Raw genomic sequence first — 12,589 nt, forward strand, 5'->3', positions numbered from 1 at the left:
AACGTCCCTGACATGAGGTCGGGGCATCATCAGCCACGATCCGTCGACCCAGGGGTGGGGTTCCAACGCGGGCACGACTCCGAGGGAGGGCGCATGGCGCTCGCATCACGACACCTGGCACGTATCGCATCCCTGGCGCTGGTCGCCGGGACGCTCGTCGTCACGACCGGGACGGGAGCGGCCGTCGCCGCCGACGCGGTCGACGGCGGGCTGACGGCGGGGGACAGCCTCTTCCCGAATCAGGGCAACTCCGGCTACGACGCCCTGCACTACGACATCGACCTGTCGGTCGACGTGGCGGTGTCCGGCACCAACAACGCCCCGGCGGCGACGTCGTTCCGCACCGCGCGCACGACCGTCGACGCACGGACGACGGGCGCCCCGCTGTCGTCCTACGCCTTCGACTTCCAGGGCTCGGCCAGCACGCTCGAGGCCAGCACGCTCAACGTCGACTCGGTGACGGTCGACGGCAGGCCCGCGACGTTCACGCGCATCGAGAACACGACGGTCGACGACGCCACGACCGACGTCCACAAGCTCGTCGTGACGCCCGCGACCCCCGTGTCGGGCGACTTCTCGACGGTCGTCACCTACTCCGGCGTCCCGGTGCGCCACACCGACACCGACGGCTCGTACGAGGGCTGGAACAACACGACGGACGGCGCGACGTTCGTCAACCAGCCCGTCGGGTCCATGACGGCCTTCCCGAACAACAACACGCCGCGCGACAAGGCGACCTACACGATCTCGGTCGACGCGCCGAGCAAGCTGGCGACGTCCGCGACGGCCGCGGCGGCCAACCCCGGTCTCAAGGACGCCGCGGTCGTGAGCAACGGCGAGCTCGCGTCCCGCACACCCAGCAAGGACGGCTCCCGCACCACCTGGGTGTGGGAGCAGAAGAAGCCCATGGCCAGCATGGTGAGCCTGATCTCGGTGGGTCGCTACACGATGTACGAGTCGTCGATCACGCTCGCGAGCGGACGGGTGCTGCCGGAGTGGTCGTTCATCGACCCCGCCATCTCGGTGGCCAACCAGCAGACCACCCAGGCGACCCGCGCCCAGCTGACGTCGATCCTGAACTTCCTGGAGACGAAGTACGGCCCCTACCCGGGCAACAGCGTCGGTCTCGTCACCGACGTCGTCCCGTCCGCGATCAACTACGCGCTCGAGACGCAGGACCGGTCGTTCTTCCCCAACAGCGCGGGCCGGTCCACCACGATCCACGAGCTGACGCACCAGTGGTTCGGCGACGGTGTGTCACCGACCGACTGGAACGACATCTGGGTCAGCGAGGGCACCGCGACGTACGCGGAGGCGCAGACGGCCTACGAGGGAGCCGGGAGCTCCACCACGAGCACCGAGAGCTCGTACTTCACGTCGTGGAGCAACGCGAGCACCACCAGCTCTCTGTGGGCGGTCCCGACCGCTCGCATGGCGGAGGCGTCCCAGCTGTTCGGCGCGCAGGTCTACACCCGCGGCGCGATGACGCTCGAGGCGCTGCGCACCGCGATCGGCGCGGCCGACTTCGCCACGCTCATGCGCACGTGGCAGGACCGCCACATCGGCACCAGCAAGCGCACCACCGACTTCATCGCGCTCGCCGAGGAGATCTCGGGGCGTGACCTGACGGCCTTCTTCGACGAGTGGATCTACCGCGCGGGCAAGCCGTCCTGGCCGGCGAAGTTCACCCTCGCCCTGGCCGGCCCGACCACCCCGGTCTCGGCGGGCGCTGCGGCCTCGTACACGCTCACCAGCCGCAACACGGGCCGGGTCGCGCAGACCAGCAGCGTCGTGACGGTCGATCTCGCCGACGTGCTCGACGACGCGTCCCTGGGCACCCTGCCCGAGGGCACGAGCGTCGACGGCACGACGCTGACGTGGACGGTCCCGTCGACCGCGGTCGGGGCCACCTCGACCGTCACGATCCCGGTGACCGTCGCCGACGACGCCACGGGCGCGAGCCTGAAGGCCGCCGCGCGGGCCAGCACGCTGGGCTCGACGTGCGCCGGTTGCACCTCGACCGTCACGGTCGGTGCGCCGCCCGTGTCGCCGTCCGCCGTCCCGACCGTCACGGGTGGGGCGCCGACGGTCGGTCAGCCCCTCACGGCCGCCACGGCGGGGTGGGCCGGAGGCACGACGTTCACCTACCAGTGGCTCGTCGACGGGACGCCCGTCGCCGGCGCCACGACGTCGACCTTCACGCCGAGCGTGACGGCGGTCGGCCTGACCGTCCGCGTGATGGTCACCGGGTCGAAGGGTTCGGCGTCTCCCGTCACGCGCACCAGTGAGGCGACGGCAGCCGTCGCGCGCACGACCCAGACCGGCTCCACGCCCGTCGTCAGCGGCACCCCGAAGATCGGCCGACGGCTCACGCTCGACGTCGGAACCTGGGAGCCGGGGACGTTCTTCACCTACCAGTGGGCGGTCAACGGGGCGAACGTCACCGCGGCCAACGGCGGAACCGGCCCGAGCTTCGTCCCGTCGCTCGCGACCCAGGTGGGCCAGACCGTCACGGTGACGGTCACCGGCACCAAGTCCGGCTACGGCAACGTCGCCAGGACGAGCACCGCCACGGCGCCCGTCGTCGCGGGGGAGTTCGGTGACGTCCCGACGCCGACCCTCTCGGCCGCACCACGGGCGCTCGCGCCGGTCTCGGCCGTTCCGGGCGTCTGGGAGGACAACACGACCTTCGCCTACCAGTGGTCGGTCGAGGGCTCGCCGGTCACCGGCGCCACCGGCGTCACCTTCACCCCGACGCTCGCCCAGGTCGGCGCGCGCCTGACGGTCGCCGTCACCGGCACGAAGCCGGGCTACCCGACGGCGGTCACGAAGGTGAGCGAGGCCGTGGCGGTCGCGCCCGCGGCGCAGACGGCGACACCGGTGCCCACGATCAGCGGCACACCCACGGTGGGTGCCGAGCTGACGGCCGACCCGGGCACCTGGGACGACGGCACGACGCTGACGTTCCAGTGGTCCGCCGGAGACGTCGCCGTCGACGGAGCGACGGGCTCGACCTTCACGCCGGGTGCGGCGACGGTCGGCAAGACCGTCACCGTCGCGGTGACCGGCACGCGGGAGGCCTACGCGACGGTCACCCGCACGAGCAAGCCGACGGCGGAGGTGGCGCCGGGTGCGCTGGTGGAGACACCCCGGCCGACCATCAGCGGCACCCCGAAGGTCGGAGTGGCCCTGACCGGCACGCCGGGCGCCTGGGACGCGGGCACGACGCTGACGTACCAGTGGCTCGTCGGTGGATCGGCGGTCGAGGGCGCGACGGAGCTGTCGTTCACCCCGGACGCGTCGGCTGCCGGCAAGATCGTGACCTTCGCGGTCACCGGCAAGCGGGACGGCTACACCTCGGTCACCACGACGAGCGAGCCGACGGTCGAGGTCGCCGCCGGTGACCAGGCCACGACCGTCCCGACCGTGCAGGGTGTCGCGAAGGTCGGCGTGGAGCTGACCGGATCGGCCGGCGAGTGGGCCGCGGACACGACGCTGTCGTACCGCTGGCTCGTCGACGGCGACGCGGTCGAGGGCGCCACGGGCACGACGTTCACCCCGGCGGCAGGGATGGTCGGTGACCGGGTGGCCCTCGAGGTGACGGGTCGCCGTGCCGGCTATGCGACGGCGACCCGGACCAGCGAGCCGACCGGCGCGGTCGTCGAGGGCGATCTCGTCCTGACACCGGTCCCCGCCGTGAGGGGCACGGTGCAGGTGGGCCGCAGCGTCACGGCGGACGCCGGCACGTGGGACGCCGGGACGGCCCTGGCCTACCAGTGGACCCGCGACGGCTCACCCGTCACCGGTGCCACCGGTCCGACGTACTCGCTGACGCCGGCCGACCACCGCGCGGTGCTGGCGGTGACCGTGCGCGGCTCGAAGGACGGGTACCGCACGGTCTCGCAGACCAGCGCCGGGCAGCGTGTCGTCGCCGGCGCGCAGGCGCGGTCCCCGAGGCCCTCGGTCAAGGGGACGCGCAAGGTCGGTCGCACCCTGACGGTCCGCAGGGCGTCATACGACGCCGGGGTGAAGCTGTCCTACCGCTGGTACGTCAACGGTCACCGGGTCGGCGGCAACCGGCCGACGCTCCGCCTCGCGAAGGCCTACCGGGGCAAGCGGGTGGTGGTGCGCGTGACGGCCACCAAGCCGGGCTACGTGACCGAGGCGCGGAACAGCAGGAAGACGGCCCGCGTCAGGTAGGCCGCAGCAGGGGCGACCGGACCCGTCGCGGACGTCGCGGCCGGTCCGACCCTCCGCGCGCGCCCCGCTCAGGGCAGCGCGCGGAGGGTCGCGACGGCGTCGGTGCTCGTCGCGAGTGCCGCCACGACGGCCAGGATGCGTCGCGTGTCGTCGTCGCCGACCAGACGCCGCACCTTGGCCGTCACGTCGGCGGCCGACATCGGGAAGTGGTCGGAGTCGCCGATCGGGTTCGGCACGCCGAGGCCCAGCTCGGTGCCGTCGTGCAGGACGATCGTGACCTCGGCGGCGCGGCGGTGGGGGAGCAGGGCGTCGAGTGCTGGAGCCGCGGACACCTCGACCCGCGTGCTGAGCTCCTGCGCGACCGCGAACGTCGGACCGTCCGGGTCGAGCGTCGTCGCGTCGATCGCGGGGCTGACGACCGCGGCCGCCACGACGAAGGGCAGCGAGAACATCGCGGCCAGCCGCGAGCCCGGGTCGCGCTGGAACAGCGGGGTGGCGAGCGAGTGCGTGCGCACGGCGACCCGCGCGACGTCGTCGCCGTGCAGGCCGTACGAGGCCTTCAGCGCCTGCACCGCGTCGACCGCGGCGTGCGTGTACGAGCACGAGGCGTGCTGCTTGGTGTAGCCCTGCGTCGTCAGCCAGTCCTCGCCCAGCCCGTCGACCAGGCGTGTCGGGTCGAGGGTGCCGATGACGTCGCCGAGCGTGTGCTGGGCGCTGCCGTCGTTGTCGACCAGACCTGCCAGCGCGAGGCGGGCGGCGTCCAGGCCGGCGCGGTTGGCCCCCGCGATCCACAGGTTGCGGCTGAACCCGCCGGTCAGCACGACCTCCCACGGGGTGACCTGCACCAGCGTCGTCGACGCGTCGATCGCGGCGGCGACCTGCTCGGTCGTCGCGTCGAGCAGCAGTGCGGCGGCGCAGGCCGCGCCGGTCGCGCCCCAGTGGCCGTGGGTGTGCCACCGCGGGTCGCGGGTCGTGGCCCGGCCGAAGCGGGCCGCCACCTCGTAGCCGACCGCGACGGCGTCGACCAGCTCGGGCCCGGTCACCGGCCTGACGGCGATCCGTGCGGCGGCGACGGCGGCGAAGAGCACGTGGGCGGCCGGATGGCCCGCGGCGTGCTTGTTTCCCTCGTCGAGCTCGAGGCAGCAGGCGGCGATCGCGTCCAGGTGGGCCACGGTCTCGGCGGTGCCGGTCACGGACGAGCCGGTGGTCGCGTGCGTCCCGCGCTCGGCCCGCCAGGACGCCGCCAGCGCCTGCAGCTCGGGGGTCCTGCTGCCGACGAGGGTGACGCCGAGCAGGTCCACCAGCATCGTGGCGACCCGGTCGCGGACGGCGGGCGGCACGCCGTCGCGCCGGCACGTGGTCGCGAGCCGGGCCAGCTCGTCGGTGGCGGCGCGCTGTTCCGCTAGGCGAAACGTATGTGGTGTGTCCATGGTGGTGGACGCTACGCGGCGCGCCGCGAGTGCGTCAATGATCTGCGCCGAGACGACGGGCTGAGCGCCAGAAAGCGGTGGCGACGGGGTTCCCCTCGCCGCATCGGCGCACTAGAGTGAGCGGGACAGATGTTCCTCTCAGCGAAACAGGTGTCTTCGTGACTGACCTTCCCATGCCGTTGTCCGGTGTCCGGGTGCTGGACGTGTCCACGATCCTGGCGGGCCCGCTGTGCTGCCAGATCCTCGGCGACTTCGGTGCGGACGTGGTCAAGATCGAGCACCCCGCCGGCGGCGACAACATGCGCGGCCACGGCGCCAGCAAGGACGGCGTCCCGCTGTGGTGGAAGGAGATCAGCCGCAACAAGCGCACCGTCGCGCTCGACCTCAAGGCACCCGGTGGCGCCGAGGTGTTCCGCCGGCTGGCCGCCGAGGCCGACATCGTGGTCGAGAACTTCCGGCCCGGCACGCTGGAGCGCTGGGGCATCGGGCCCGACGTGCTGCTCGCCGACAACCCCGGACTCGTCCTGGCCCGCCTGACGGGCTTCGGCCAGACCGGCCCCTACTCCGCCCGTCCCGGGTTCGGCACGCTGGCCGAGGCGATGAGCGGATTCGCCGACGCGACCGGCGAGGCCGACGGCCCGCCGACGCTGCCGGCCTTCGGCCTGGCCGACAGCATCTGCGGCATCGCCGCGTCGTCGGCGGTGCTGATGGCGCTGCGCCACCGCGATGCCACCGGCACGGGACAGGTCGTCGACCTGAGCATCCTCGAGCCCATCATGACGGCCGTCGGCCCGGCGCCGACCTACTACCAGCAGCTCGGCGTCGTCGCCCAGCGCCACGGCAACCGCTCGACCAACAACGCGCCCCGCAACACGTACCGCACGGCGGACGGTGCGTGGGTCGCCGTGTCGACCAGCGCGCAGCGGATCGCCGAGCGCGTCCTGACGCTCGTCGGGCACCCCGAGGTCATCGACGAGCCGTGGTTCGCGACGGGTGCCGGTCGCGCCGAGCACGTCGACCTGCTCGACGAGTACGTGGGCGACTGGATCGCCCAGCGCGACCGCACCGAGGTCCTCGACGTCTTCGAGGCGGCCGGTGCCGCGATCGCACCCGTCTACGACGCCCGTGACATCACCCAAGACCCCCACATCAAGGAGACACAGATGCTGCTCGAGGTCGACGACCCCGATGTCGGTCCGCTGCTGCAGCACAACGTGATGTGGAGGATGAGCCAGAGCCCGGGCGCGATCCGCTTCACGGGCCGCGCCCTCGGCCAGGACACGCACGAGGTGCTCGCCGAGTCGGGCTACTCCGCCGACGAGATCGCCGAGCTGACGAGCGCGGGGGTCGTCCGATGACCGACGCCTTCCTCCAGGCCACCCTCGGCGGCGTCGACGTCGTCGACCTCGGGCGCCAGCTGCGCGTCGGCATGCCGCAGTCGCCCAACCACCCGCAGTTCTGGCACACCCTGCCACGCCGTCACGGCGACATGACCCGCGCGGACGGCGGCAGCGCCGCGAACGACATGATCACGACCGGCACGCACGTCGGCACCCACATCGACGCGCTGGCCCACGTGTCGCACGACGGCAAGATGTTCGGCGGCGTCGACGCGGCGGCCGCGGGCGTCGGCGGCAAGTACGACGAGCTCGGCGTGCACACCATCGCGCCGATGGTCCGGCGCGGCGTGCTGCTCGACATCCCGGCCCTCCTCGGCGTCGACGTCTGCGACGGCGGCTACGAGATCACCGTCGCCGACCTCGAGGCCGCGGCCGAGCGCGAGGGCGTCGAGGTCCGCGAGGGCGACGTCGTCCTCATCCGCAGCGGCTGGGGCAGCCTGTTCTCGCAGGGTGCGCCGTACGTCGGCGGCCCCAGCGGCGTGCCCGGCATCGGCGAGGCCGGTGCCGAGTGGCTGGCCGCGCGCGGCGTCCACGCAGCGGGAGCCGACACGATCGCCTTCGAGCGGCTCGCCCCGGGCGGCGGTCACGCCCTCCTGCCGGCGCACCGCGTGCTGCTGGTCGAGAACGGCATCTACATCATCGAGGCGCTCGACCTCGAGGAGCTCGCGGCCAAGGGTCGCCACGAGTTCACCTTCGTGCTGATCCCGCTCAACATCTACGGCGCGACCGGCTCGCCCGTGCGCCCGCTGGCGGTGACCTCGGCATGAGCGAGCCGACCCTGGCCCAGCAGATCGCGGCCTTCGCCGAGGGCACGTCGTACGACGACCTCCCGGCCGACGTCGTCGAGAGCGTCGGCATGCGCGTGCTCGACACGCTCGGCATCGCCGTCGCGGCCGCCGACCTCGACACCAGCCGCGCGGCCCGCTCGTGGGCCCGCGACCAGGCCGGCGGGGGACCGGCGTCGGCGGTCGGCGTCGACGCCCCGCTGCCGGCCAACCTCGCCGCGTTCGTCAACGGCGTGCTGGCGCACTCGCTCGACTACGACGACACCCACCTGCCGTCGGTGCTGCACCCCAGCGCGACCGTGATCCCCGCGGCCCTCGCCGCGGCGCAGGCGCACGGCGCCGACGGGCGCGAGCTCGTGCGCGGCATCGCGATCGGGCTGGAGGTCTGCGTCCGGCTCGGCATGGCCGGCTACGACGCCGAGAAGAAGAACTCGACGTTCTTCGAGAACGGCCAGCACGCGACGTCGATCTGCGGCGCGATGGGCGGCGCCGTCGCGGCGGCGGTCATCGGCGGCGCCTCGGCCGCGTCGATCACCGACACGATGGGTGTCGCTGCGTCGATGGCGTCGGGCATCATCGAGGCCAACCGCACCGGCGGAACCGTCAAGCGCATCCACTGCGGGTGGGCGGCGCACGCGGCGATCTCCGCCGCGAGCCTCGTCGAGTACGGCATCACCGGCCCCCCGACCGTCCTGGAGGGGCGGTTCGGCTTCTTCCAGTCGTGGCTGCACGGCACGTACGACCCCGCCCAGGTCAGCGACGGCCTCGGCACCACCTGGTCGGTGCCCGGCATCTTCGTCAAGCCCTATCCGGCCAACCACTTCACGCACGCGGCCGTCGACGCGGCGTCCGCGCTGCGGGTCGCCGGCATCGCGCCCGACGACGTCCGCCGGCTGACGCTGGGCGTCCCCGCGCCGAACCTGCGCACGATCGGCGAGCCGATCGACGTCAAGCGGGCACCCGAGACGGGGTACATGGCCCAGTTCAGCGGTCCGTACGCCGTGGCGGTCGGCCTGCTCGGCGGCAGCGGGCTCGGGGCCGGTCTCGAGGACTACACCGACGAGCTCGCGCACGACCCGGCGCGGCGCGCCATCATGGCGAAGGTCGACGTCGTGGCCGACGACGAGTGCACCGACATCTTCCCGCACCAGTTCCCGGCGGTGCTGACCGCCGAGCTCGAGGACGGGCGTACCGTCGTCGAGAAGGTGCTGACCACGCGGGGAGGACCGCAGCGACCGCTGTCGTTCGACGAGATCGCCTCGAAGTTCGCGACCAACGCGGGCCGCAACCTCGACCCCGCCGCCGTCGCGACGCTGTCCGCCGTGTGCCGCGACCTCGCGGCAGCGTCGTCGATGGACGACCTGCTGACACCCCTGACCCTGATCGACCCTGCTCCGAGCAAAGGACTGACCCATGCCTGAATTCGATCTCATCATCACCAACGTCCAGGTCGTGCGCCCGGGCCACGAGGCCCCCGAGCGCCTCGACGTCGCGGTCAAGGACGGACGCTTCGCGGCGTTCGAGGCCGACCTCGACGCGAGCCGCGCCGAGACCGTGCTCGACGCCGGTGGCAAGCACCTGTTCCCGGGTGCCGTCGACGTGCACCAGCACTGGGGCATCTACAACGAGCTGGGCGAGGACGCCGCGAGCGAGAGCCAGGCCTCGGCGCAGGGCGGCGTGACCTCGGGCATCACGTACATGCGCACCGGCGCCTACTACCTGAACCGCTCCGGTCCGTACACCGAGATCTTCCCCGAGGTGCTCGCCGCGACCGAGAAGAAGGCCTACATCGACTACGGCTTCCACATCGCGCCGATCCTGGCCCAGCACATCGACGAGATCCCGTACCTCGTCGAGAACGGCGTCCCGTCGTTCAAGGTCTTCATGTTCTACGGCAGCCACGGCCTGCACGGTCGCTCGACCGACCAGGGCTCGTTCCTGATGCTGCCGGAGGACGAGTCGTACGACATCGCGCACTTCGAGTTCGTCATGCGCGGCATCCAGAAGGCCCGCGAGGACGAGCGCTTCGCCGCCGACCGCGACCACATCTCGCTGTCGCTGCACTGCGAGACCGCCGAGATCATGCGGGCGTACACCAAGCTCGTCGAGGCCGACGGCACGCTCGAGGGCCTCGAGGCGTACAGCGCGTCGCGTCCGCCGCACTCCGAGGGCCTCGCGATCACGATCGCGTCGTACCTCGCGCACGAGACCGAGCTGCCCAACATCAACCTGCTGCACCTGACGTCGCGCAAGGCGATCGAGGCCGCGATGATGATGCAGGCCACCTTCCCGCACATCAACTTCCGTCGCGAGGTCACGGTCGGTCACCTGCTGGCCGACTTCCACACCGCGAACCTCGGTGGCAAGGTCAACCCGCCGCTGCGCTCGCGCGAGGACGTCGAGGCGCTGTGGGACCACCTGCTCGCGGGCAACTTCTCGTGGGTGACGTCCGACCACGCGTGCTGCAAGGACGAGACGAAGTTCGGCGAGCCGCGCGACGACGTGTTCGTCGCGAAGTCCGGCTTCGGCGGCACCGAGTACCTGCTGCCCGGCATGATCTCCGAGGGCCGCAAGCGCGGGCTGTCGTACAACGCGATCGCCGAGCTGACGGCCCGCAACCCCGCCGACCGCTTCGGCCTGGCCAACAAGGGCGACCTGCAGGTCGGCTACGACGCCGACTTCAGCCTCGTCGACGACGACGTGCAGTACACCGTGCGGGCGGCCGACTCGGTCTCGACGCAGGAGTACACGCCGTTCGAGGGCTTCGAGCTGACCGCCAAGGTCACCGACACGTACCTGCGCGGTGAGGTCGTGTGGGCCGACGGCGCGATCGTCGGCGAGCCGCGCGGCACGTTCCAGAAGCGCTCGGGCAGCTGACGCCGCACGGCGGAAGCCGACACCGCACGACCTGACGCCGGGCCGGCGCCGCGATCAGCGGCGCCGGCCCATCGTCTCTCGTGCCTCGCGCACGACGGCGGCGTCGATGAGCCGGCCTCGCGCGTCGAGCGTGATGCCGCCCTGCGAGCGCTCGAACTGGTCGAGCACCTCCTGCGCCACCGACAGGCTCTCGGCCGACGGGCTGGCGACGGTGTTCACGACCCCGACCTGGGCGGGGTGGATCGCGGTCCTCGACCGGAAGCCCAGGTCGAGCAGGTGGCGCGTGCTCTCCTCGAACGCCTCGAGGTCGCGGAAGTCGGTCGACGTCGGGGCGACGGGTGCCGAGCGGGCGGCCGCCGCGCAGTGCACGACGACCTGCGTGCGGAAGGCGTCGATCGCCGCGGCCGTGCGGGGGGAGCGGGTCATGCGCAGGTCGCCGAGAAGGTCCACCTCGCCGATGCCCAGCGTCGTGAGCCGGGCGTGCGCCGTGAGGGTGGCGAGGTCGCGCAGCGCCGCGGCCGTCTCGACCAGGCCGACGACGTCGAGCCGGGGGGTGACGTGCCGCTCGGCCTCCAGGGCGGCCAGGCGGGGCGCCGCGGCGTCGAGCTGCTCGGTCGAGCACTTGGCGAGGAACAGCCCGCGCACGCCCGGACGCACGGCGGCGTCGAGGTCGGCGTCGAGGAACTCGGGGGAGACCCGAACCCAGATCTCCGGCCCGGTGGCGTCCGCCGGACGGGCGTCCAGCCAGGCGACGAGCCCACGGCGGGCGGCGTCCTTGGCGGGGACGGGCACGGCGTCCTCGAGGTCGACGACCAGGGCGTCGGCCGGGCCCCCCACGCCCTTGTCGAACAGCTCGGGGCGGTTGGCCGGGACGTAGAGGAACGACCGGGGCAGGACGCGTGCGGCGGCGCTCACGAGCGGGCCGGCTGCAGCAGGTGGGTGATGGAGCGCGCCGCGGCGAGCACCTGGGCGACGTGCTCCTGGTGCGACTCGTCGGCGGGCTGGGCGTACCGGGCGGCCGGGCCCGACGAGCTGATCGAGCCCAGGACGTTGCCGCTGGCGTCGAAGAACGGCGCCGCGATCGAGGCGGCCCCGGTGTTGCGCTCGTTGGTGGACGTCGCGTACCCGAGGTCGCGCACCTGCGCGAGGCCGTCGAGGAACTCGTCCGGGTCGACGTCCGGCCGCAGGTCGACGAGCTCGGCCACGACCTCGTCGATGAAGGCCTGGGGGAGGAAGGCCAGGATCGACCGGCTCGAGGCGCCGGAGTGCAGGGGGAACTGGGGTCCGATCTCGATGACCATCTTGACCTCCTGCGGGCTCTCGTACTGGTCGAGGTAGATGCGCCGGTTGCCGACCAGCACCGAGAGGGTCGCGGTCTCGCGCGTCTGGTCGCGGAGCCGTCGCAGGGCGGGCGCCGCGAGGCTGCGGACGTCGAGCTGGCTCCACGCCTTGGTGCCGAGCCCGACCGCGGTGGGCCCGAGGGCGTACCGGGCGTCGCCCGGGATGGCCTGCACGAGCGCGCGCGACGCCAGCGACTGCAGGATGCGGTGGACGACGGCCTTGCTCAGGCCGAGGTCGCGGGCGATCTGCGAGACGCCGAGCGGACGGTCCGAGCGCGTGAACGAGACCAGCACGTCGGCGACGCGATCGGCCGACTCGGTGCCGCTGGCGCTCTCCGCCGGAGGTCGGGAAGGATGGGCTGACGTCATGATGTTCCTCTCAACGAACGTAGGCGTTCCGCTGAGCGGAACTGTAACATCTTTGTTTCAGTGTGATCTAGATCTAGTAATCGCGGCCTTGTCATGGAATAGTGACGTGAAAGTGGCCGTCGGCTTCTGCGCAGTAGTTCGCTGAGCGGAACACACGCCCCGAAGAGCGTTCCTTTCAGTGGAACACA

8 protein-coding genes are annotated in these 12,589 nt (G+C 72.3%); 5 read left to right on the plus strand and 3 right to left on the minus strand.

Going from position 1 to position 12,589, the window contains the following annotated elements; translation table 11 throughout:
• The first annotated feature begins 93 nt into the window (after positions 1 to 93).
• Positions 94 to 4,200: a M1 family metallopeptidase gene (locus tag ASD10_RS08915; protein ID WP_056607443.1), complete on the plus strand. Its 4,107-nt coding sequence runs from the start codon at positions 94 to 96 to the stop codon at positions 4,198 to 4,200.
• 68 nt (positions 4,201 to 4,268) lie between these two features.
• Here ASD10_RS08915 and ASD10_RS08920 read toward each other — a convergent pair whose 3' ends face one another.
• Positions 4,269 to 5,630 carry an MmgE/PrpD family protein gene (locus tag ASD10_RS08920; protein ID WP_082556111.1) on the minus strand — a complete coding sequence of 454 codons (1,362 nt, stop codon included), beginning with the start codon at positions 5,628 to 5,630 and terminating at the stop codon, positions 4,269 to 4,271.
• A 173-nt stretch (positions 5,631 to 5,803) separates the two neighbouring features.
• On the opposite strand from ASD10_RS08920, the gene ASD10_RS08925 reads away from it, so the two are divergent.
• Genes ASD10_RS08925 through ASD10_RS08940 form a run of 4 tightly spaced genes read left to right on the plus strand, consistent with a single transcriptional unit; the run spans position 5,804 to position 10,692 of the window.
• Positions 5,804 to 6,988: a CaiB/BaiF CoA-transferase family protein gene (locus tag ASD10_RS08925; RefSeq protein WP_200938313.1), complete on the plus strand. Its 1,185-nt coding sequence runs from the start codon at positions 5,804 to 5,806 to the stop codon at positions 6,986 to 6,988.
• Complete coding sequence (locus ASD10_RS08930) at positions 6,985 to 7,797, plus strand: cyclase family protein (protein ID WP_056607449.1); 813 nt, start codon at positions 6,985 to 6,987, stop codon at positions 7,795 to 7,797. Before ASD10_RS08925 ends, ASD10_RS08930 begins: the two co-directional genes overlap by 4 nt.
• A complete protein-coding gene (locus ASD10_RS08935; protein ID WP_056607450.1) occupies positions 7,794 to 9,236 on the plus strand; it encodes an MmgE/PrpD family protein in 1,443 nt (480 codons plus the stop codon). The genes ASD10_RS08930 and ASD10_RS08935 overlap by 4 nt, the downstream gene beginning before the upstream one ends.
• On the plus strand, positions 9,229 to 10,692 hold the full coding sequence (locus tag ASD10_RS08940; RefSeq protein ID WP_056607452.1) for a dihydroorotase family protein: 1,464 nt from the start codon (positions 9,229 to 9,231) through the stop codon (positions 10,690 to 10,692). Before ASD10_RS08935 ends, ASD10_RS08940 begins: the two co-directional genes overlap by 8 nt.
• Before the next feature lie 54 nt (positions 10,693 to 10,746).
• On the opposite strand, the gene ASD10_RS08945 is transcribed toward ASD10_RS08940, so the two are convergent.
• Positions 10,747 to 11,607, minus strand: a complete 861-nt coding sequence (locus tag ASD10_RS08945; protein ID WP_056607453.1) for a CoA ester lyase — start codon at positions 11,605 to 11,607, stop codon at positions 10,747 to 10,749.
• Positions 11,604 to 12,401 (minus strand): IclR family transcriptional regulator, encoded by a 798-nt coding sequence (locus tag ASD10_RS08950; RefSeq protein WP_056607456.1) that lies wholly within the window; start codon positions 12,399 to 12,401, stop codon positions 11,604 to 11,606. Before ASD10_RS08950 ends, ASD10_RS08945 begins: the two co-directional genes overlap by 4 nt.
• Positions 12,402 to 12,589: the final 188 nt, after the last annotated feature.

The organism is Aeromicrobium sp. Root472D3 (assembly GCF_001426485.1).
Taxonomy (GTDB): Bacteria; Actinomycetota; Actinomycetes; order Propionibacteriales; family Nocardioidaceae; genus Aeromicrobium.